This is a genomic window from Streptococcus mitis, from assembly GCF_019929545.1.
Taxonomy (GTDB): Bacteria; Bacillota; Bacilli; order Lactobacillales; family Streptococcaceae; genus Streptococcus; species Streptococcus mitis_BU.
The window spans coordinates 1-20,134 of the sequence record NZ_JAHZPT010000033.1 but is presented as its reverse complement, the minus strand read 5'-3'; the positions used below and the strand labels follow the sequence as shown (position 1 = coordinate 20,134).

Sequence of the window (20,134 nt, the reverse complement as noted above, 5' to 3'; positions counted from 1 at the left end):
ATAATAACCTCATCTTATGATAAGGCTATTATCTCATATTTTGGTGTCCATTGGATAGGTTTTTAGAGGTGCCCTAGAATTTATTAGATCTCCGTTTCCTACCCGAAACCCTACCTTCTGTAAGAAAAAGTACCACAAAAGAAATCATAAAAATTACACCGAAATGATCAAGAATTTCTACTACTAGTTCCCATATAGCTTTAGGGACTTCATAAAAATAATTTCTCTCTACTACAGGTGCATCAGCTAAGTCATAATCTTGATTGGATATGTTTTGGATTATATCAATCACAGCTCCATCATAGTCTTTGGCTCGCATCTTATCACGAGAGGCATCTAAGATTTCCCTAGCTTTTGTATCAGTCAATATAGTAGCTAGGTTATTAGAAGTCTCAATACGAAACTTTCTATCTTTTATAGCAATCAATAATAATGCACCCTTATTTGAATCCGAATAGCCAATTTTCCAAGATCTGGCAATCGTATTGGCTGACTTTTCTAAAGATTCACCATTTAAACTCTCAACAATATAAATACCAATTTGAGTATCCGATTTACCATTTAATTCTATTAGTTTATCTGAAACAACCTCTGATAAATAATGGTTTGGATCATAAATACCATTAGAAGGCCTATCTGGTATCACTAGATCTGCGTGAGTTGGTCCAATGAAAAATAACAGGATTGTAAAAAAAGACATTAAGATTAAAACTATTTTTTTCATCATAAAAGTCGGACCTTCTTTCTTTTAAAAATTTGCAATTTCAATAAGAATGAGAATAAATGATATTCTTTTTAAAATAGAATACTTCGATAAAGTCATCTTTCTATCAATCTATTGTATATGGTAGTTTCATTATAAGTTATTTATCTCACTTAATCAACGTAAAATATAGGAAAATTTGTTCTAAGTTTTTATTAAAACTATTATCTCTTAGTAATGAATACTAGCTTCGAACCTGACCATTAAATCAAGCTTTCTCCATCGTTTTCATACTGGAATGAAGATAGATGCAATTGGCACTATGGCAAGTAATAACTGTGCTAGAAGGTTATTAAGACCACGGGTAAAGAGATTAATTCCATACATTAAGAACCATAAGAACAAACTAACATTCAAAAAGTTCTGCTTGAAGCACCTCACCAATCCTTAGCGATTGGTTGCTTTTTATTGTAAAACTAACTGATTTCATAATAAACTGCTTTCTTACTATCTTAACTATATAGGGAGATTTTTTCTAGTTCGAATTAGAGAAAACTTTTCTGCCTCGATTGGTAAAGAACAGTAATACAAATGTCCATACCTACTTTCAACTAAATTCTCCTCCTTCCATAGTCCATTTCTATTTAAAAATTCTATATCGTCGGAAACAATCGTTACCCATGAATTTGGTTTATCTAAATTATCATCACTTCGTTGAAAAATATCCCATTTTTGTTCATTAAACCAAATATAATCTATAATTTTATATTTTTTTTCAACCTGTTTCTCTGTCAAATATTTTCTATATTGTTTCAACTCTGAATCAAATAATTTATAACCATTATTCTCTGATAAAGGATCATAGGAAATCAAATAATATCCTGTACTATCACAATCAAAGTATTGATGTTCAATTCCATCAACCACTATGTATAATTTATCCATCATCCCTCCACGTAATACATTTTACCATAGTTACAACTACAAACTATCAGGGCTTACGTCACTCATTTCCTGACTCCGTCTGTTCTATATTTTGTTCATTCTCCCGTTTCTCATTGAAATCTTTAAATGTTTTATCAATGACCCTCTTAACTCCATTCCAGAAATATGGTAAGGGTAATTTTGACTCTCCTTACTTGAAGTTTGACTTTGTGTACTTTCTTCAGTTGATGAGTTCTCGTTCAAATCTGAAGTTGTCGTAGTAGATGTAGGTTCAGAATTTGAACTTTTCTTTGACTTAGGAATGTAGTTACTATCAATTTTAGGTATATTTTTAATTTCCTTAATAGTAGGAATTTTAGGATTTTCTTTGACAGGTCTATACAACATCGAAAAAGAAAAGAACAAGGCTAACACCGATGCGATAAACGGAAATATCTTTTTATCTGATTCATCTGAAGGAACCTTAACTCCACTGGTGCTAAATGCCTTCCATTCAGGGTGTACTTCTTCAATGGCTTTTTTCTCTTGCCAAAGCGGAACGAGTAAGAAATGGTTGAAAGGTACAACTGTAGCCATAGCTATCGCTCCTAATGGAATAAACCTATTGGAATTTACGATAAGCACGATGCTTAGTATAGATAATAATACGAATAGAACTATTACTAATACTATTCGAATTTTATATTCTTTTTTAATCTGGAGATATCTTTCTTTGGATACCTTTTCTTGATCTTGATTGGGATGATTTGAGTCTTCCGATATGTTTTCCTTATCTGAAAAAATGTCATCATCAGGTAATTCTACCTTCAAACTCATTTCCGAATTCTGCAATGACTTCTGAACCGCAGCGAGAAAGGCTAGTCCATTATCAGATGGAGAATACTGGAAAGTGATATGAATGACTTTCTTATCAAACTTATCGCCATACCTCTCCACATATTGCTTGCTTTCGAGGAAGTAGATATAGTTGTTGAGCTTTTCTTGCAGAATTTCCAGATGGACTGCTTCGATCTCTTCCTGCCAGCCGACTGGATCCACCAGAAGAAACTCTAAATAATTATCAACTATACCAATAGCGTCAAGTTCGCTAGGTTCGAGCTCTGAAACAATGGCTTTGGTGACAATTTGTCTAAATTCCTCTGCTGTAAAAAGACGACGAGTATTTCCTGGTTTTTTTAAAATAAAGGAAGGATGATTTTTGATGAAGAGCTTATCGAATTCATCTTGTGTATACTGTTTTTTAGATTTCCAAAAGCCATATTGTGCATAATTCATCAACTCTTTACCAGTATGTTCTCCCGACATATAGCTGTCAGCAGCTTATTTGGGGATTTCTCTAACCACTTCTGGGCAGATAATATTAAAAGTTGGATAACGCAAGAAATACTTATTTCCATCTTGACAGATTTCCAACATATCTTTTTGACTAGTATAAACCGACTTCATTTTTAATATCTGTTAGCTCCTTGTGTTTTTTTAAATATTTCATTCCATACCACTCTTCTACAGTTTTCCCTTCCCATTCGCGGTATTCTTCAGGATATTTCCATTTATAGTAGGCTTGTAGCATATAGGGAAACATGAAATAAACTTCAAAAGCAAAAACTAAAATATTAAGAATCAGTATTGAAGCCAAAATACCGAGTCCTCCAATCAAATTATTACTATTCTCCATCGAACTTGAGAAAAAAATACGAATGACTAGCCAAATTGCTACAACCAAACCACCATACTTGGCAATTATGCTAAACATCTTGCCGAAGAATCTATCACTAAAACTTTTCTTTAGAGTTGTCCCATATAACAACATTCCTAATGACTCACACTCAGAAAGAATCATTGAAATAATTATTAATAATATTAATCCTACAAAAGTGAACATTCCCCAAAATCCAGCTACTGCATAAATTAAGTTTAGAGAAAAAAGATTGAGTTCAACAACTAGCCAGATAATAAAGGTAACCATAAAATGGAATTGGCCCCTATAAATCAAAATAAACTGCTGATTGTATCGCTTCCCTAGTATAATCAATAAAATCCATATTGCAAGTGCTATCCAAAATACCCAGTACGGAAGAAAATTAATGTCGGGTAAAGGGACTGTTAAATCTCTAGGATCAGAATGGTAAAATAAATAATCATTTAAAGCTACAATCAACCAATTGGGACCAATTATAAATAGGAAAGTCAGAATTACCAGCCAAACATATGATTTTTTTGTTCCTCTAAATTGCTCTTTTTTTAAAGCATCTTGGTAAATGTCCCGAGCAAATTTCCCTGAGACGCTATCGTCTAATAAATTTAGGCTCTCTTCAAAACTTGCTTTAAAAATTGATTTCTTCATACTTTTCACCCAAAAACTATTCTAATAACTCCTTGTGTTTTTTTAAATATTTTTTTCCATACCACTCTTCCACTGATTTTCCTTCCCACTCACGATACTCTTCAGGATATTTCCATTTATAGTAGCCTTCTAAAAAGAAAGGAAACTCCAAAAATACAATTATGGCTATTAAACCAATATTTAACAAAATCCAACATATAAAGAGGCCAAAACCAGTTATAGAAGATGAAAAATTAATAGAAAAAGCTTTGAAAATATAATTAACAATCACAGCCAAGCCCAATATACCGGCTCCATAAATAGCAATACCTTTGGCAATTTTATCTTGTAAGGTAGGTAACTTAACTTCTCCATACATTCGTTTTTTCAAACTTCTAAGCTCCGTTCTTAACATTACATAAGCCAAGAATACTAGAAGTCCAAAAAATACCAAGATCCCCCATGTTGTTAATATAGGTAACGTAATTGTTATAGCTAGCAAATTAAATTCAAACATAAACCATATCGTAAAAGTTATAATATGAAAGCGATAACGATAAGGGAGGATAAACGTCCGTTTAAATAATTTACCCATTAATACCAATAACAACCAAATTAATAAACAAATTAAATACACTTCAACTGTTAGTAAAGGATGCTGAGAAATAGGCAATCTCAAATCCTTAGGATCAGAATCATGTAAGGACATCGCAACAACAAGGATCATGAAATTTAAACCTATCGGAAACAACAGACTAAGAATAAAAGTTTTAATACCAAACCAAAAAGAGGGTCTCCCTTTCTTAAAGGCTTTCCCAAGTTTATTATAATAATCTTTTTTCTGATACTGTAAAAACCCATCATCTAATAAATTTAAACTCTCCTCAAAACTTGCTTTAAAAATTGATTTCTTCATCCTTTTCACCCAAAAACTATTCTAATAACTCCTTGTGTTTTTTTAAATATTTTTTTCCATACCACTCTTCTACAGTTTTCCCTTCCCAATCACGGTATTCTTCGGGATATTTCCATTTGTAATAACCTTCTAAAAAGAAAGGAAACTCCATGAATACAATCATGGCGATTACACCAATATTTGATAGAATCCAAAATATAAAGAGACCTAAAAGAGTTACGGAAGAAGAAAAATTAATAGAAAAAGCTTTGAAAATATAATTAACAATCACAGCCAAGCCCAATATGCCTGCTCCATAAATAGCAAGGCCTTTGGCAATTTTATCGAGTAAGGTAGGTGACTTAACTTCTCCATACATTCGTTTTTTCAAACTTCTAACCTCTGTTCTTAACATTACAAAAGTCAACAATACTTGAAGCCAAAAAAGTACTAAGATCCCCCATATTGATAATATAGGTAAAGACATAGTTGTTGCCAGCAAATTAAATTCAAACACAAACCATATTATAAAAGTTATAATATGAAATCGATAACGATAAGGGAGAATAAACGTCCGTTTAAAGAATTTACCCATTAATACCAATAACAACCAAATTAACAAGCAAATTAAATAAAGCTCGACTGTTAGCAAAGGATACTGAGAAACTGGTAACCTTAAATCTTTAGGATCAGAATTTTGCAATGATAGGGTAACAGCAAGGAGCATGAAATTTGCACCTATCGGAAACAACAGACTAAGAATAAAAGTTTTAATGCCAAACCAAAAAGAAGGTTTCCCTTTCTTAAAGGCTTTCCCAAGTTTATTATAATAATCTTTTTTCTGATACTGTAAAAACCCATCATCTAATAAATCTAAACTCTCTTCAAAACTTGCTTTAAAAATTGATTTCTTCATAATTTTCACCCAAATCCTATTTTAATAACTCCTTGTGTTTTTTTAAATATTTTTTTCCTTACCAGAAATCTAGATCCTAATACTTAATCCGATCTCATAATAAGGAGAGAAATCCCAACCAAATTAGTACATATATTTTCTCCTATTATACCACACCTCTATTTTCATCTGAAATGGTTTCCATTTTAGGACAAGAAAAAAACACTGATCATTCAGTGCTTTTTCTATTGAACTATTGCCCCCTGCTGGAATCGAACCAGCAACTACTCCTTAGGAGGGAGTTGTTATATCCATTGAACTAAGGGAGCTAGATAAAAACTCTGCTGAAAAAGCAGAGTTTTTTAGTCGAATTAACGACGGATTTCTTTGATACGAGCTGCTTTACCTTGAAGAGCACGCAAGTAGTACAATTTCGCACGACGTACTTTACCGTAACGAACAACTTCGATTTTTTCAACACGTGGAGTGTGGATTGGGAAGATACGCTCAACACCTACACCGTTAGAGATTTTACGAACTGTGTAGTTTTCTGAGATGCCAGCACCTTTACGTGCGATAACAACACCTTCAAAAATCTGGATACGTTCACGGTTACCTTCGACAACTTTCGCGTGTACACGAACAGTGTCACCAGGACGGAATGATGGGATATCTGTACGAAGTTGACCTTCAGTCAAGCTTTGGATTAATGGATTCATTTTATTCTCCTATCTTTGTCAATCTTGAGGAATCTTCCTCAGCGGATAAACTGTATTTTTGTGCGTCCATTACACACAAGATACAGTTTACCAAATTTCTACAAAAAAGTAAAGAAATTTATAGCAGAATTCCTAAAAAAATCGCAACCAAACCACCTAGGTAGGTCAAAGCCAGGTAAGAATAAAAGACCTTCTTATCACTTAACAGTCTTTGAAGTTCGTCATTCAAGGTCGAAAAAGTTGTCAAACCTCCGCAAAATCCTGTTGCTAGAATAGCATAGACTTCCTTGGACTCCACATGATTGTAAAATAATCCAATCAAAAAACAACCCAAAAGATTGGCTATGAGCGTTCCGAGGGGCAATTTAAATGCTTGATTATAGCGGGAAAAGAAATAGCGCACTAAAGCTCCGAAACCACAAGCAATTGCAAGATAGACGATTACCATTTTTTCCTCCCTAAATAGTAAGCTAAAAGCAGACCTCCACCAATGCTCAAAAGCAAATACATGATCAAACTAAGATAACGCCCTGTATCAAGCAGTTTCACAGCATCAAGCATGAGACTAGAAAAGGTTGTTAAACCGCCACAAAAGCCCGTCCCCAGTGCTAAAATATCGCCTTTACTGGTTCCCTTATAGACTAAATAGCCCTTAACAAGATACACCAAGCAGAAAATGCCTAGATAGTTAACAAGAAGGGTGCCCAAGGGGAAATCTGGGCTGGCTGGTAACCAAGTGGAAACTAGATAGCGGACAAGTCCACCCACCATGGCAGCTAGAAAAATCCCTAGCGGATAAAATTGTTCTTTTTTCATTTGATATTTTGATCCTGATAATCACGCGAACGTTTGAGTATGTCCGAAAAAGTCGCTACAATAGTCTCCTGATAGCGCTTGTCCTCTACACGACTCCTAACCTTTTCAAAGATAATTGCTTCTCTCTTGGTATCTAAAATCGGTTTCCCTGAAGCCTTCTTATAAGCGACAACCCCTTCAACTAAATGCATTCGTTCTTCTAAGAGCTTGACAATTTGATCGTCAATTTGATCAATTTCTTGACGAATAATATCTAAATCCATACAATCTCCTCCTTTATTTGAATTATTGTATCAAAAAGCCACCAAATAGGCTAGTAAAATCCCAACTCACGATAAAAAACTGCACTGATTGATTACATCAGCGCAGTTTTATTCTTATCCTACTTTAGCAGCCAATTCTTCTGCGAATTGTTCCAAGCGTTCAATGTCTTCTTCCTCAGCAGAAAGATCAACTTTAACACATTCTGAACCTTTTTCTGCTCCTGTCGCTACAAAAACGCGGTCAAAGTCATCGACAGCCTTACAGAATTCATCGTAGAAGGTATCTCCTGAGCCAACCACTCCGTAGATTTTGCCATTCAAGTTGAGATCTGCTAGGTCTTCGTAGAAGTCCATCATCTCATCTGGCAATTCCCCATCACCATAAGTATAGGTCGCAACGATAGCGATGTCTGCTTCCAAGAAGTCTGAAGCGTCAACAGTTGTACATTCATCAACATCGACATCCAAGCCCAAGTCGCGTAATTTGTCTGCTACAATATCTGCAATTTCTTCGGTATTACCGGTCATACTGGCAAATACAATTTTTGCTAATGCCATATCGTCCTCCTCAATTTATCTTTCTCCATTATATCACATCTTTTTCATTTTAAAAATAAAAATTCTTGTGCTACAATGAAATGAGAAAGAATTGAGGTTATTTATGGACATTTGCCATCAAATTTTAGAAAAAATCAAAGAATACGACACGATTATCATTCACCGTCATATGAAACCAGATCCTGATGCCTTGGGAAGTCAGGTGGGATTGAAAGCTCTTCTCAAACATCATTTCCCAGAAAAAACCATCAAAACCGTTGGTTTTGATGAACCAACTCTTACTTGGATGGCTGAGATGGATCTTGTTGAAGATAGTGCCTACCAAGGCGCACTTGTCATCGTCTGTGATACGGCCAATACTGCTCGTATCGATGATAAGCGCTATAGTCAAGGTGATTTTCTCATTAAGATTGACCACCATCCAAATGATGATGTATATGGTGACCTATCTTGGGTGGATACTAGTTCAAGCAGCGCTAGTGAGATGATTACCCTATTTGCCCAAACAACCCAACTGGCCTTGTCAGATCGTGCTGCTGAGTTGCTCTTTGCAGGAATTATTGGTGATACAGGCCGCTTCCTTTACCCTTCTACGACTGCACGGACCCTCCGACTGGCGGCTTATTTGAGAGAACATAACTTTGACTTTGCGGCTCTCACCCGCAAAATGGACACTATGAGCTACAAAATTGCAAAACTTCAAGGCTACATCTACGACCATCTGGAAGTGGATGAAAATGGTGCTGCTCGCGTTACCCTGAGTCAGAAAATCTTAAAACAATTCAATGTTACCGATGCTGAAACTGCAGCCATTGTCGGTGCACCTGGACGTATTGACAGTGTGAGTCTCTGGGGGATTTTTGTGGAGCAGGCTGATGGCCACTACCGAGTTCGCTTACGCAGTAAAATCCATCCTATCAATGAAATCGCCAAGGAACATGATGGTGGAGGCCACCCTCTAGCAAGTGGTGCTAATTCCTATAGTTTAGAAGAAAACGAAATCATCTACCAAAAGTTAAAAAACTTGCTTAAAAACTGATAAAATACTTGCCAAACTTTTCAGAATCTGATAGACTAGTAAGGTAACAATCTATGGCTCGCAAAGAGACCATGGCAGAAAGGAAATATTGCAAAATGAAAAAAGATATCCATCCAGAATATCGCCCAGTTGTCTTCATGGACACAACTACTGGTTACCAATTCCTTAGCGGTTCAACAAAACGCTCTAACGAAACAGTTGAGTTCGAAGGCGAAACTTACCCATTGATCCGTGTGGAAATTTCATCAGACTCACACCCATTCTACACTGGACGTCAAAAGTTCACTCAAGCAGATGGACGCGTGGATCGTTTCAACAAAAAATACGGTCTCAAATAATGATAAAAAAGAACAGTTTCAACTGTTCTTTTTTTCTTCTTTTTATGAACCAATCACTACTACTTGCTATTTGTCAACCATCACGCTGACACTATAATTGATTTCAAACGGGGTTAAAAAATATCGAAAAGAAGCTTGATATTGAGAATGGTCAAGATGATTGAAACTACGTAGCCTAGGATTGTATTCCACTTGGCATTGGTAAATTCTCCCATCACTGACTTCTTAGAAGTCAGATAAATTAAGGGAAAAATTGAGAATGGAAGAGCGATTGAAAGAAAGACCTGTGAATAGACCAATAACTGATCTAAGGTCTTTTCTTGATGCCCAAACAAGACAGCGACTATCATCACAGGGAGCAAGGCAAAAATCCGTGTTCCGACACGAATAATCCACTGTGGTAATTTCATATGCAAGAAACCTTCCATAACAATCTGTCCTGTCAAAGTTCCTGTAATGGTCGAATTTTGACCACTTGCTAAGAGAGCTAAAGCAAACAAAGTTGACAGAGTTGAGCTGGCTATCGCTCCTGCTATTGTCGAATCCTGTAAAGCATTATACATTTGAGAGAAAGCTGAAATTTCAGACGCATGGCCAAAAAAGAGGGAGGCGCCTAAAATAAGAAGCAAGGAATTGACAACAAACGCTAGAGACAACTGAAGATTTGAGTCCCAGGTCATAAAACGGACAGCTTTTCGTATATCTTTCTTATCCTTATGGTTGATTTTTCTTGTTTGAGATAGGGATGAATGGAGATAGAGATTATGGGGCATGACTGTTGCTCCCACAATCCCTAAAGCCAAAGTCAGTTGACTCTCATGTCCTGGCAAGGGACTTTCAAATAAAGTCGAAGTCGGTAAATAGCCACCAAAAATCCCCTGCATACTTGGATTAGATAAAGCAACCAGATAAGAAAAGATACCTAAAATAGTTAAGATAAGGGTTGTAACAATAGCTTCAATCTTCTTGAACCCAAATTTCATCAACAAAAGCAAAAGAAATACATCTAAAACGGTTAGAAGTATCGCGACCATAATCGGTATTTTAAACAAAAGATTTAAGGCAATTGCTGAACCTATAACCTCAGCCAAATCTGTCGCCATTAAAGCTAATTCTAAAATCACCCATAGACTATAACGGAGCCACTTGGGGGCATGATGAGCTGTTGCCTGCGCTAAATCCATCCTCGTCACGATACCTAGCTTTCCAGCCATCTGTTGTAGCTGCATGGCGATGATGGATGAAATCAAAATAACAAATAAGAGACTATACTTATAGGAAGCACCTCCAACCACACTGGTAATCCAGTTTCCGGGATCCATATAACCAACTGCAACAAGAGCTCCAGGCCCTAAAAATGCTTTTAGATTTTGCCAAAAATGATTGTTATTCGGAGTTTCAATAGATTGATTGATCTCTGAAAGAGAGACCTTTTTGTAAGAAGACATCGGAATATTCACTTTCTAATCTTGTCTTTGCCTATTTTATTAATGGAGTTTTGAAAATATAATGAAAATAATTTCCTATTTCCAATTTATTCTTATTATATCACATTTTGAAATGATTCTTAAGGAAAGCATGATAGTTAAAAAAACTTTGCACTCTAGCTAGCCACGAGATGGTTTCTAGAGTACAAAGTTTTTTTATTAGACTTCCTGCGAAACTAGAATTCTAGTTCACAGTTGATAATTCCAGCAATCAAATTCATTCGTAATCCAAATCGTTTACGTCGATTTCGATAGGTTGTTGAAAACATTTTAAACGTTTTTACTTTGGCCAAAATATTCTCAACCTTGATTCTCTCTTGAGATAGCACATGATTATAGGATTTATCTTCAAGAGTTAGTGGCTTAAGTTTGCTTGATTTCCTCGGAATTTGCGCTTGTGAATACATCTTCATGATCCCTTGATAACCACTGTCTGCCAAGATTTTACCAGCTTGTCCGATATTTCTGCGACTCATTTTGAACCACTTCATATCATGGCAATAGTTCAACTGCAATATCCAAAGAAACAATTCTCCCTTGGCTTGTGACAATCGCCTGAGACTTCATAGCATGACATTTCTTTTTACCAGAATAATTGGCTAGTTGATTTTTTAGGACGATTGATTATTACCTCTGTTGCATCCACAATCACCGTATCCTCAGCACTAAGATGAGTTTTTGAAATCGTAAAGCCACTTTGAATAAGAGTTGCTTCAACCCATTGACTCCGACGGATTAAGTTGCTTTCGTGAATGCCAAAATCAGCCGCAATTTGTTCATAAGTGCGGTATTCTCCCATATATTGAAGAGTAGCCATTAGGAGGTCTTCTAGGCTTAACTTAGGGGTTCGTCCACCTTTTGCGTGTTTACGTTGATAAGTTGTTTTTAACACAGCTAACATCTCTTCAAAAGTAGTGCGCTGAACGCCAACAAGACGCTTAAATCGTGCATCACTTAATACTTTACTTGATTCATAATTCATAGTTTTATTGTATCATATTTTTGTTTCGCAGGAAGTCTACTTTTATTTTTCACTACCAAGCACAATTCTTAGATTCTCTCAGAAAAAGATTAGACTTTTAACCCCAAAATTGATAAAATAAAAAGGAAAATAAGATAAAAGGAAACTATAAATCACCATGATGAACATGCAAAACATGATGCGCCAAGCACAAAAACTTCAAAAACAAATGGAACAAAGCCAAGCTGAACTTGCTGCTATGCAATTTGTTGGTAAATCTGCTCAAGACCTTGTTCAAGCGACCTTAACTGGTGACAAAAAAGTTGTCAGCATTGACTTCAATCCAGCTGTTGTTGACCCAGAAGACCTTGAAACTCTTTCAGATATGACTGTTCAAGCTATCAACTCTGCTCTTGAACAAATCGATGAAACTACCAAGAAAAAATTAGGTGCTTTCGCTGGAAAATTGCCATTCTAAGCATAAGAAAAACAAGCATTCAAGAGAATACTTGCCTATCATGGGAGGAACAACTGTTCCTCTTTTTGCTTACTAAAAATTAAAGAATTCCATGGCCTGTTTGAACAGTAAATCCGTATACTCTGGGTCTTCTTGGGCAATGGTGACCTGATCTTGAATCATTTCCAAGTCATCCGTTATCATGCCGTCTGCACCCAAATGAACAGATTTATCAAAGGACTCTGAACTATTGATGGTCCACACGTACAATTTCTGATCGGTATTCCAAAGCTTGTTGACAAAATTTTCATCTAAAGTTGAATACTCCATGGTATAACCTGTAGCCTTGGTTCTTGGAAAAATACTATTGTAAGGTAGGATGAAATAGACTGGAATTTGAGTATCGTAGGCTAAAACCTGGTCAATCACATGATAGTCCAAGGATTGCATTTGGTGGCCATTCTGCTTAAGAACTGTTCCATATTTTTCCATAAATCGTTTCATCATATCTGGGCTATCTTTTCGACTAGTTTTAATTTCAATAAGGAGTTTTTGATGTAATTCATTGGCTTTATTGAGATAGTCATCAAAACTAGACACCTTGCTATGATAACCATTTTCTGAAATATCGAGTTTGGTCAATTCCTCCAAGGTTAAATCCTGAGGTTTGGCATTAACTCCTGTCAAATTCTTGATATTGGCATCATGCATCATGACAAACTGGCCATCTTTTGTTTCCTGAACATCCGTCTCAACGAAGTCTGGAGATAACTGAGCGGTTTTTTCTAGTGATTGGACGGTATTTTGCACACCATTCTTATTAGAAACTCCCCTGTGAGAGATAATCAAAGGTTTGTTGGCGACTGGAGCTTCTAAATAAACATAACCCTCAAGAGCGAAAAAGATAGCGGCACAGCCCATCACTCCCCATCTCATCCAGTGGTCTTTCTTTCTCCTTGGTGTGATTTCTAGTTCCTCCCCTGTCAAAAAGGAAACAAACTTAATGAGAAAGTAAGTCAAGGCCATATAATGGAAATTCTTAATCAAGACAAAGTTGATAATTCCCAGCACAAGAGATTCCTTATGGGTCAATCCATCCATCAGTACCTGACTTGCCAAGATTGGAATCAATAAAAGAATGAAAAATAGGTAGGTTTTGACGATAATCCAAAGCAAGTTCCAAATGTAAAACCAGGAGTGCTTTCTTGTCTTCTCTAGACTGTATCTGACTGCTTCTTTGACTGTTTTCTTCTCAAATAAAAGCTGAGGTAGAGCAAACATGAAACGCACTGAAATGTAAAATAGAAGTAAAGCCAGAATAGTAACCACTATACCTACTAGCCAATACTTGTCTTCCACATAATCAACGATAAAGTCTGGAATGACAATTTTATTGAGGTAGTAAATCTTTAAAATCTTTCGAATCAATGGAAAGAGCATCATGACATAAAAGAAGATAAAGGCTATCTTGGAAAGCGTCGCTTGCTTCATAAACAAGAAACTTTGATGAAAGACCTTACGACTGTACTCCAGCAAAGTTCTCTTTTCATGATAGAGGAGGTGCCGGGCTCCGATAAAGAGAAGTCCTATCTGGTAATAGGCGATCAGTAAATTAACGATTACCAAAATAAATAAAGCAAGACTAATAAATGGCGAACCCTTTATAATGGCAAAAATATTGTTGTAGGATAGAAAGAGATAACCTGTCTGACGGAGCAAAAGTCCAGCAATCCAAGAATTTGACGGTAACCAGACAAACTCAATCATCATAAAAGTCAAGAAAAATAGAAAAAGTATTTTATCTAGATTAAAGTATATTTGCTTAAAACCTAGATTTTTAGGTTTTTCAGGTTTCATAGGCACTCCTAGTCAAATAATTGAGACAAGTCCAAGCCTCCAAAAGGATTGTTTGAAAGACTACTTTCTGTCTCTAACAATTCTCTAGCTTGGTCTGACTCTAGAAAGGACTCGTAAACACGCGCTGTCATACGAGCATCCTCTAAGCTATTATGAGACTGACCTTGAAATCCAAGAAACGAGGCAACGGTTTGCAATTTGAGATTAGCAATACCATGTAAATCCGAACTCCGACGTTCAAAGGCTTCATCATACAAATCCACCTTATACTGCAGGCTGTAGTCTAAACCATGATCCGCTAAAATAGGTAGATCACTTTTAGCAGCATTGTATCCAACCATGGGTAAAAAACCCACAAACTCTTGGAAATCTTTTATGACTTTCTCCACTGGAGGAGCATCTTTTAAGGTCTCAGCCGTAATCCCAGTCAAACCATTGATAAAACTCTTTAGAGGCACACTAGTGTGGACATAGGAATCATAGGCATCGATTTCCTGGCCATCTCTAAAACGTACTGCCGATACTTGAATCAAGTGTGTTTGCCCTTCATGCTGATTAAATTCTAAATCAAAAGCAATGTAATCTTCTAATCGTTCCATTCTATACCTCTCCTATACTGTTATTTTATACTAATTCAAACCATGTCAACGTCGCCTTGCCGTACTCAAGTACAGCCTGCGGCTAGTTTCCTAGTTTGCTCTTTGATTTTCATTGAGTATTACTTGAGCAACTATACTATTTAGATTAGAAATAAAAGAAGCCATCAGGTTAGCATTTAACCTAAACAGCTCCTTGATTATCCTCCAAATAAACGAGCAAAAAAGCCTTTCTTAGTGGATTGGACTTCTTCTTTTGCTTGGTCCAGCTCTAGCTTAAGATTTTCTTGATCCTTCATGGCTTGAAGGGTCAATTGTTGCTGCTGATCGAGTTGTTTGTCTTTCTCAGCAATCTGACGGTCTTTGATACGCATCTGCTCGTCTTTTTCTGATAACTGACGATCCTTGGCTTTTAATTGTTCATAAAGACGAAGAATTTCTGCATTCTTCTCATCAACCAGAATCTCCATCAGTTCACGTTGCTTGACATCTTCACTGACAGGCTCATCTTCAAAAATCGTTTTTTTATAGATTTCTTCTAGCTTAATCAAGCCACTTCTGGTAACGACTGTTACCCCTTTGTCATTTTTATCTGTGTCTTCTTCTGGTAATTCTTTGACACGGTTATTGATTGCTTGACGAGATAATCCTAAAACCTCTGCAATCTCACTGACGGTCATTTCAATACTCATAATATCCTCTGAAACGTTTTCTAGCTTTTCTTTACTTAAATCTTATCATAAGCTAGAAAAACTGTCAAATTTCCGCTTAATCTAAAGCCTTCAAAAAGGCTAACAAGACTTGGGCAGAGCGACGTCCAGCTTCGATAATAAACTCATCAAAAGAGATGTTTGCTTCATGGTTGGCATTATCACTCATAGCTCGGATGACTAAAACTGGAAGATTAAGGGCATGCGCTGCCTGAGCAATAGCTGCCCCCTCCATCTCAACAGCTAAAACTTCTGGTAAATGGGACTTAATCGCTTCTATCTTGTCATTTCCTGCAACAAAACTATCTCCTGTAGCAATCAAACCAAGATGCCAGTTCTGGTCCAATTGAGATAAACTCTCTTGGATTTTGGCAACGAAGGTTTTATCTGATTCGAAATAAAGCGGTTGTTGCGCCATTTGTCCATAAGCGTAACCAAAAGCTGTGACATCCACATCATGATAAGCCAATTTATCAGCAATCACAACATCCCCAACAGCAATACCTTCTGCTACTGCCCCAGCTGATCCTGTGTTAATCAAAGCATCCACTTGAAAATGATCAGCCAAAATCGCCACACTCATAGCAGACATGACCTTACCAATTCCACTTTCTACAAGAACGACTTCATGAGAGGCAATAGTTCCTGTGTGATAGGTATTGCCTAAAACAACTTGCTCCTGGGCATTGTCTAAATGCTGGACCAGATAAGCCAGTTCTTCTGGCATAGCCGCAATAATTCCTATTTTCATTTCAATTCCTTTTCTATTACAAAAGTTTCATTGCTAAGACAAGCAAAATTAAGAGAAAGATGACTGCAAATAAGATTTTATTCAGTTTAGAATTGAAGACATTTCTCTTAGTATTTTCAATGCGACGGCTTTTATGAATAGACGGTTCGACCTGAATCTTCAAGGTTTCCTGGCTAAAACCATGATCCTTAGGATTGGCATAACCAAAACGGGAAGAAGAGGTTGGTAAAATTTTTGTCTCCTCATCATCTAGCAAAGGGGGACCTGAAATCTTTTCGCCTCTATTAGCTCTTTCAATCATTTCATCCGTTAATAAAGGTTTACCCATACTGACCTCCTCTATCTTTTCTGCAATTCCCAGTATTGAACAGCCATAATCGTCTTGGCATCACAGATATGACCTGATTGGATTAATTCCTTGGCTTCTTCTAAGCTCACTTCAAGAACTTCTAAGGTTTCATCCTCATCCTGCGGACGCGGATTTTCCACTTTAGTCAAATCGCTTGCTCGGTATAGTTTTAACTTTTCATTACAAAAGCCAATGGCCGAGTAAAAATCGTACAAGAGTTCTAATTTCCCTGTATAGGCTGTTTCTTCCTCTAATTCACGAAGTGCTGCTGCGACAGGGTCTGTGTTTTCTCCTACTTCCAATTTTCCGGCTGGAATTTCATAAGAGGCTGCTTCAATGGCTTTGCGGTACTGCTTGACCAAGATGAGTTTTTGCTCATCCGTTACAGCTAAAACACAGACAGCTCCATTGTGGAAAATCAAATCCCGTTGGGCAGTTCCCTTTCCTTCTGGTAATTCAACCTGATCTTGGACCAGTTTAAATATTGGTCCTTGATAGATCTCTTTTCGGCTTAGCGTTTTTTCTTCAAATTCCATGATAGGCTCCTACTGATTCTTAGGATGATGAGGAAGGCATGTTGCATATTCGTCTTTATTAACCTGACGACCGCGACCAATAGCAATAGCATCCGCCGGCACGTCTTTAGTAATAGTTGAACCAGCACCAACGAGAGAATTGTCACCAAGTTCTACTGGCGCAATAATGGTTGAATTTGAACCCACAAAGACATTGTTTCCAATGACTGTCTTGTATTTGTTTTTGCCGTCATAGTTGACTGTAATGGTTCCTGCACCAAAATTAACCTTGCTACCCACTTCACAGTTTCCGATATAAGTCAAATGACCAGCCTTGGTATTCTCACCGATAGAAGAACCTTTCACCTCAACAAAGTTACCAATATGAACTTGTGCACCTAGAGATGAACCTGGACGAATGTGGGCGTAAGGACCGACTGTTACACCGTCTGCAACACTGCTTTCCTCAATCATAGAATTGGTAATGACAGCTCCTGCTCCGATAGTGCTGTCCACTACATACGTTCCATTTGTCAAAACAGTCTCAGCACCAATTTTCGTATGCCCTTTCAAGGTAACATTGGCTTCGATTTGAACTTCCGGAGCAATCTCAACATCAATATCGATATAAGTTGCTTCTGGATTAACAAAGCTAACGCCATTGACCATGTGCTGCTGATTGATGCGACGACGCATGACTGACTCAGCTGTCGCAAGAGCTACACGGTCATTTACCCCAAGACTTTCATCAAAATCTTTCAAAGTATAAGCGCCAACTTTTTCACCAGCTTCACGGAAAATGCCAATGACATCTGTAATATAGTATTCGCCTTGAGCGTTATTGGTATTGATATTTTTCAAAGCCTCAAATAAACGCTCATTATCAAAGACGTAAGTTCCGGTATTAATTTCCTTGATTTGTTTCTCAAAATCTGTGGCATCCTTCTGCTCAACGATGCGAAGAACTTCAGCATTGTCATTACGAACAATTCGTCCATAGCCGAAAGGATTATCTGTTTCAGCAGTCAAGATAGTCGCTACATTTTTATGATTGATATGGAAATCAATCAAGTTTTTCAAGCTTTCACCAGTGATTAAAGGAGTATCTCCTGCAATAACCAAGGTGTGACCTGACAAACCTTCTAAGATTGGCTCTGTCATCATAACTGCATGGCCAGTCCCTAACTGTTCAGATTGAGTCACAAATTCTGTCTGTCCAGCCAAGACCTGCTCAACCAATTCCGCCTTGTGTCCTACAACTGTTACTGTCTTTTCAGGTTGGATAGCTCCCACACTACGGAAAACATGTTCCAACATAGAAATACCCGCAACCTTGTGCAACACTTTTGGCAAATCAGATTTCATGCGAGTCCCTTTACCCGCTGCTAAAATAATGGCATAATTTGACATAATCTTCTCTTTTCTCTAGAAATTCCCTTTTATTATACCATATTTCAAATCATTCCGCGCCCTTGAATGAAAAAATGCTCTAAAGTCCTTTATTAACCCATTTTTTGAGTATTTTTTTTGATTTTTTCTCATTTTTAAGGTAAAATTATGAGATATGAGAAAGAAAATAAATCCGCTTATTTTGTTTGGTTTTTTTGGGATTATGATTTTCATTTTAATCCTGAATCGCCCTCGTTTTGAGGACCATCCTGTAAAAACAAAGTCAAATATCGCGCAAGTAGAAACGCAAGCGCTACATAATATAGATAAACCGGTGATTGATGTTTCTGGTTGGCAACGTCCTGAGGAAATCAATTACGATACTCTCTCCCAAAACATTTCTGGAGCTATTGTTCGCGTCCATAGTGGTGCTCAAACGTCCAAAGAGAACGATGCTTCCTATGTTAATGGTGTTGATAAGGCCTTTAAAACCCATATCACTGAGTTTCAAAAACGAAATGTCCCAGTTGGTGTCTATGCCTATGTAGCCGGAAAAAATGTCCAGGAGATGGAAAAAGCTGCTGAGGTATTCTATAACGCCTCTTCTCCATACAGTCCAAGTTACTATTGGCTAGACGTGGAAGAAAAAACCATGTCTAATATGAACGACGGTGTTGAAGCCTTCCGAGCAAAGCTTGAATCACTGGGTGCTAAAAATATCGGAATCTACGTTGGGGTCTACTTCATGGAAGAGCACAGTATTGATACAGACAAGTTTACGTCTGTTTGGATTCCTTCTTATGGTTCTGACTCAGGATTTTACGAAGCTACTCCTAAAACTGATTTAGATTACGACATTCACCAGTACACGTCTAAAGGAAAAATTGCTGGCTTTGACCACGATTTGGATATCAACGTTATCTCTGCCTTAAAGAACAAAGAAGAAACCTTTAGAAAACTCTTTTTAAAACCTTAAAAGCATTTGTTTATCATTTGCTTTTTATTTTTGTGTTTGATTGTGATACAATATAGTAAGGATTTTTTGAAATAGAAATAGTTGGAGGAAAAATATGCTCTCATGGTTAGCACGTGTTATTAAAGGGATTGTCATTGCTCTTGGATTTATTCTACCGGGAATTTCCGGAGGGGTTCTAGCAGCAATCTTAGGAATTTATGAACGAATGATTGGTTTTCTTGCTCATCCCTTTAAAGACTTTAAAGAAAATGTTTTGTACTTTATTCCAGTTGCCATCGGTATGCTTCTGGGAATCGGCTTATTTTCCTACCCGATTGAATACCTGCTTGAAAATTATCAGGTCTTTGTCTTATGGAGCTTTGCGGGGGCCATCATTGGTACAGTTCCTAGCCTCCTCAAGGTATCAACTCGAGAATCTGACCGAGACAAGATTGATTTAGCTTGGTTCTGGACGACCTTTATCATTTCTGGATTAGGACTCTATGCCTTAAATTTTGTTGTTGGAACCTTAAGTGCCAGCTTTCTTAATTTCGTCCTAGCTGGTGCACTGCTGGCTCTTGGCGTATTAGTTCCTGGCCTCAGTCCATCAAAT

Annotated in this window: 23 protein-coding genes, 1 tRNA gene and 3 pseudogenes; 5 read left to right on the top strand and 22 right to left on the bottom strand. The window is 37.0% G+C overall.

Annotation, left to right across the window (positions count from 1 at the left end; all coding sequences use genetic code 11):
- Nucleotides 1-73: 73 nt before the first annotated feature.
- From K1I71_RS08415 to K1I71_RS08360, 13 genes and pseudogenes are all read right to left on the bottom strand, one after another.
- Nucleotides 74-727, bottom strand: coding sequence for a TPM domain-containing protein (locus K1I71_RS08415; RefSeq protein ID WP_223330723.1), 654 nt, complete (start codon nt 725-727; stop codon nt 74-76).
- A 385-nt stretch (nt 728-1,112) separates the two neighbouring features.
- Nucleotides 1,113-1,193: pseudogene (locus K1I71_RS09585) on the bottom strand (DUF4299 family protein); the annotation flags it as partial.
- A 26-nt stretch (nt 1,194-1,219) separates the two neighbouring features.
- Complete coding sequence (locus tag K1I71_RS08410; protein ID WP_020902777.1) at nt 1,220-1,648, bottom strand: hypothetical protein; 429 nt, start codon at nt 1,646-1,648, stop codon at nt 1,220-1,222.
- A 789-nt stretch (nt 1,649-2,437) separates the two neighbouring features.
- Nucleotides 2,438-3,094: pseudogene (locus K1I71_RS08405) on the bottom strand (DUF6572 domain-containing protein); the annotation flags it as partial.
- The gene (locus K1I71_RS08400; protein WP_223330722.1) at nt 3,075-3,992 is read right to left on the bottom strand and encodes a hypothetical protein; all 918 of its coding nucleotides are present in this window, start codon (nt 3,990-3,992) and stop codon (nt 3,075-3,077) included. The pseudogene K1I71_RS08405 and the gene K1I71_RS08400, both read right to left, overlap by 20 nt.
- Nucleotides 3,993-4,008: 16 nt before the next feature.
- A complete protein-coding gene (locus tag K1I71_RS08395) occupies nt 4,009-4,887 on the bottom strand; it encodes a hypothetical protein (protein WP_223330721.1) in 879 nt (292 codons plus the stop codon).
- Nucleotides 4,888-4,903: 16 nt separating this feature from the next.
- Entirely contained in the window at nt 4,904-5,785 is an 882-nt protein-coding gene (locus K1I71_RS08390; protein WP_031233109.1) for a hypothetical protein, read from the bottom strand.
- A gap of 233 nt (nt 5,786-6,018) precedes the next feature.
- Nucleotides 6,019-6,090, bottom strand: a tRNA-Arg gene (locus K1I71_RS08385).
- A gap of 42 nt (nt 6,091-6,132) precedes the next feature.
- Nucleotides 6,133-6,480 (bottom strand): 50S ribosomal protein L19, encoded by a 348-nt coding sequence (gene rplS, locus K1I71_RS08380; protein WP_001068669.1) that lies wholly within the window; start codon nt 6,478-6,480, stop codon nt 6,133-6,135.
- 118 nt (nt 6,481-6,598) lie between these two features.
- Nucleotides 6,599-6,928: a fluoride efflux transporter CrcB gene (gene crcB / locus K1I71_RS08375; RefSeq protein WP_060628094.1), complete on the bottom strand. Its 330-nt coding sequence runs from the start codon at nt 6,926-6,928 to the stop codon at nt 6,599-6,601.
- Entirely contained in the window at nt 6,922-7,296 is a 375-nt protein-coding gene (gene crcB, locus K1I71_RS08370; RefSeq protein ID WP_223330720.1) for a fluoride efflux transporter CrcB, read from the bottom strand. Before crcB (K1I71_RS08370) ends, crcB (K1I71_RS08375) begins: the two co-directional genes overlap by 7 nt.
- Nucleotides 7,293-7,559 carry a chorismate mutase gene (locus K1I71_RS08365; RefSeq protein WP_020902342.1) on the bottom strand — a complete coding sequence of 89 codons (267 nt, stop codon included), beginning with the start codon at nt 7,557-7,559 and terminating at the stop codon, nt 7,293-7,295. The genes crcB (K1I71_RS08370) and K1I71_RS08365 overlap by 4 nt, the downstream gene beginning before the upstream one ends.
- A gap of 114 nt (nt 7,560-7,673) precedes the next feature.
- Complete coding sequence (locus K1I71_RS08360) at nt 7,674-8,117, bottom strand: flavodoxin (RefSeq protein ID WP_001162125.1); 444 nt, start codon at nt 8,115-8,117, stop codon at nt 7,674-7,676.
- Nucleotides 8,118-8,220: 103 nt separating this feature from the next.
- Between K1I71_RS08360 and K1I71_RS08355 the strand changes: the two genes are divergently transcribed.
- Together K1I71_RS08355 and K1I71_RS08350 are read left to right on the top strand one after the other, a co-directional pair.
- On the top strand, nt 8,221-9,156 hold the full coding sequence (locus tag K1I71_RS08355) for a DHH family phosphoesterase (protein WP_223330719.1): 936 nt from the start codon (nt 8,221-8,223) through the stop codon (nt 9,154-9,156).
- 95 nt (nt 9,157-9,251) lie between these two features.
- Entirely contained in the window at nt 9,252-9,494 is a 243-nt protein-coding gene (locus tag K1I71_RS08350; RefSeq protein ID WP_000710764.1) for a type B 50S ribosomal protein L31, read from the top strand.
- Nucleotides 9,495-9,607: 113 nt separating this feature from the next.
- Here the strand turns inward: K1I71_RS08350 and K1I71_RS08345 are convergent, their stop codons facing one another.
- Together K1I71_RS08345 and K1I71_RS08340 are read right to left on the bottom strand one after the other, a co-directional pair.
- The gene (locus K1I71_RS08345; protein WP_223330718.1) at nt 9,608-10,942 is read right to left on the bottom strand and encodes an Nramp family divalent metal transporter; all 1,335 of its coding nucleotides are present in this window, start codon (nt 10,940-10,942) and stop codon (nt 9,608-9,610) included.
- A 215-nt stretch (nt 10,943-11,157) separates the two neighbouring features.
- Nucleotides 11,158-11,963, bottom strand: a pseudogene (locus K1I71_RS08340) (IS5 family transposase).
- A gap of 157 nt (nt 11,964-12,120) precedes the next feature.
- Here K1I71_RS08340 and K1I71_RS08335 point away from each other — a divergent pair.
- Entirely contained in the window at nt 12,121-12,420 is a 300-nt protein-coding gene (locus tag K1I71_RS08335) for a YbaB/EbfC family nucleoid-associated protein (protein WP_000981526.1), read from the top strand.
- A gap of 72 nt (nt 12,421-12,492) precedes the next feature.
- On the opposite strand, the gene K1I71_RS08330 is transcribed toward K1I71_RS08335, so the two are convergent.
- The 7 genes from K1I71_RS08330 to glmU form a co-directional block, all read right to left on the bottom strand.
- The gene (locus K1I71_RS08330) at nt 12,493-14,256 is read right to left on the bottom strand and encodes a glycerophosphoryl diester phosphodiesterase membrane domain-containing protein (protein ID WP_223330717.1); all 1,764 of its coding nucleotides are present in this window, start codon (nt 14,254-14,256) and stop codon (nt 12,493-12,495) included.
- Nucleotides 14,257-14,264: 8 nt separating this feature from the next.
- Nucleotides 14,265-14,855, bottom strand: coding sequence for a 3'-5' exonuclease (locus K1I71_RS08325; protein ID WP_223330716.1), 591 nt, complete (start codon nt 14,853-14,855; stop codon nt 14,265-14,267).
- A 197-nt stretch (nt 14,856-15,052) separates the two neighbouring features.
- A complete protein-coding gene (gene rocS / locus K1I71_RS08320) occupies nt 15,053-15,544 on the bottom strand; it encodes a chromosome segregation protein RocS (protein WP_000021242.1) in 492 nt (163 codons plus the stop codon).
- 76 nt (nt 15,545-15,620) lie between these two features.
- Nucleotides 15,621-16,313: a 5'-methylthioadenosine/adenosylhomocysteine nucleosidase gene (locus tag K1I71_RS08315; protein WP_223330715.1), complete on the bottom strand. Its 693-nt coding sequence runs from the start codon at nt 16,311-16,313 to the stop codon at nt 15,621-15,623.
- A 16-nt stretch (nt 16,314-16,329) separates the two neighbouring features.
- Nucleotides 16,330-16,641 (bottom strand): cell wall synthase accessory phosphoprotein MacP, encoded by a 312-nt coding sequence (macP, locus tag K1I71_RS08310; RefSeq protein WP_000517861.1) that lies wholly within the window; start codon nt 16,639-16,641, stop codon nt 16,330-16,332.
- 11 nt (nt 16,642-16,652) lie between these two features.
- The gene (locus tag K1I71_RS08305; protein ID WP_150922349.1) at nt 16,653-17,198 is read right to left on the bottom strand and encodes an NUDIX hydrolase; all 546 of its coding nucleotides are present in this window, start codon (nt 17,196-17,198) and stop codon (nt 16,653-16,655) included.
- A 9-nt stretch (nt 17,199-17,207) separates the two neighbouring features.
- Nucleotides 17,208-18,587 carry a bifunctional UDP-N-acetylglucosamine diphosphorylase/glucosamine-1-phosphate N-acetyltransferase GlmU gene (gene glmU / locus K1I71_RS08300; protein ID WP_223330714.1) on the bottom strand — a complete coding sequence of 460 codons (1,380 nt, stop codon included), beginning with the start codon at nt 18,585-18,587 and terminating at the stop codon, nt 17,208-17,210.
- Nucleotides 18,588-18,741: 154 nt separating this feature from the next.
- Between glmU and K1I71_RS08295 the strand changes: the two genes are divergently transcribed.
- Complete coding sequence (locus K1I71_RS08295; RefSeq protein WP_001227596.1) at nt 18,742-19,542, top strand: glycoside hydrolase family 25 protein; 801 nt, start codon at nt 18,742-18,744, stop codon at nt 19,540-19,542.
- A 94-nt stretch (nt 19,543-19,636) separates the two neighbouring features.
- Nucleotides 19,637-20,134: undecaprenyl phosphate translocase family protein (locus K1I71_RS08290; RefSeq protein ID WP_223330713.1), on the top strand; the 498-nt coding region annotated here is incomplete at its 3' end.

What these genes read in the sequence shown, in the direction of transcription:
- K1I71_RS08415 (WP_223330723.1), bottom strand. Translation starts at nt 727, where the DNA reads ATGATGAAAAAAATAGTTTTAATCTTAATGTCTTTTTTTACAATCCTG.
- K1I71_RS08410 (WP_020902777.1), bottom strand. Translation starts at nt 1,648, where the DNA reads ATGGATAAATTATACATAGTGGTTGATGGAATTGAACATCAATACTTT.
- K1I71_RS08400 (WP_223330722.1), bottom strand. Translation starts at nt 3,992, where the DNA reads ATGAAGAAATCAATTTTTAAAGCAAGTTTTGAAGAGAGCCTAAATTTA.
- K1I71_RS08395 (WP_223330721.1), bottom strand. Translation starts at nt 4,887, where the DNA reads ATGAAGAAATCAATTTTTAAAGCAAGTTTTGAGGAGAGTTTAAATTTA.
- rplS (WP_001068669.1), bottom strand. Translation starts at nt 6,480, where the DNA reads ATGAATCCATTAATCCAAAGCTTGACTGAAGGTCAACTTCGTACAGAT.
- crcB (WP_060628094.1), bottom strand. Translation starts at nt 6,928, where the DNA reads ATGGTAATCGTCTATCTTGCAATTGCTTGTGGTTTCGGAGCTTTAGTG.
- crcB (WP_223330720.1), bottom strand. Translation starts at nt 7,296, where the DNA reads ATGAAAAAAGAACAATTTTATCCGCTAGGGATTTTTCTAGCTGCCATG.
- K1I71_RS08365 (WP_020902342.1), bottom strand. Translation starts at nt 7,559, where the DNA reads ATGGATTTAGATATTATTCGTCAAGAAATTGATCAAATTGACGATCAA.
- K1I71_RS08360 (WP_001162125.1), bottom strand. Translation starts at nt 8,117, where the DNA reads ATGGCATTAGCAAAAATTGTATTTGCCAGTATGACCGGTAATACCGAA.
- K1I71_RS08355 (WP_223330719.1), top strand. Translation starts at nt 8,221, where the DNA reads ATGGACATTTGCCATCAAATTTTAGAAAAAATCAAAGAATACGACACG.
- K1I71_RS08350 (WP_000710764.1), top strand. Translation starts at nt 9,252, where the DNA reads ATGAAAAAAGATATCCATCCAGAATATCGCCCAGTTGTCTTCATGGAC.
- K1I71_RS08345 (WP_223330718.1), bottom strand. Translation starts at nt 10,942, where the DNA reads ATGTCTTCTTACAAAAAGGTCTCTCTTTCAGAGATCAATCAATCTATT.
- K1I71_RS08335 (WP_000981526.1), top strand. Translation starts at nt 12,121, where the DNA reads ATGATGAACATGCAAAACATGATGCGCCAAGCACAAAAACTTCAAAAA.
- K1I71_RS08330 (WP_223330717.1), bottom strand. Translation starts at nt 14,256, where the DNA reads ATGAAACCTGAAAAACCTAAAAATCTAGGTTTTAAGCAAATATACTTT.
- K1I71_RS08325 (WP_223330716.1), bottom strand. Translation starts at nt 14,855, where the DNA reads ATGGAACGATTAGAAGATTACATTGCTTTTGATTTAGAATTTAATCAG.
- rocS (WP_000021242.1), bottom strand. Translation starts at nt 15,544, where the DNA reads ATGAGTATTGAAATGACCGTCAGTGAGATTGCAGAGGTTTTAGGATTA.
- K1I71_RS08315 (WP_223330715.1), bottom strand. Translation starts at nt 16,313, where the DNA reads ATGAAAATAGGAATTATTGCGGCTATGCCAGAAGAACTGGCTTATCTG.
- macP (WP_000517861.1), bottom strand. Translation starts at nt 16,641, where the DNA reads ATGGGTAAACCTTTATTAACGGATGAAATGATTGAAAGAGCTAATAGA.
- K1I71_RS08305 (WP_150922349.1), bottom strand. Translation starts at nt 17,198, where the DNA reads ATGGAATTTGAAGAAAAAACGCTAAGCCGAAAAGAGATCTATCAAGGA.
- glmU (WP_223330714.1), bottom strand. Translation starts at nt 18,587, where the DNA reads ATGTCAAATTATGCCATTATTTTAGCAGCGGGTAAAGGGACTCGCATG.
- K1I71_RS08295 (WP_001227596.1), top strand. Translation starts at nt 18,742, where the DNA reads ATGAGAAAGAAAATAAATCCGCTTATTTTGTTTGGTTTTTTTGGGATT.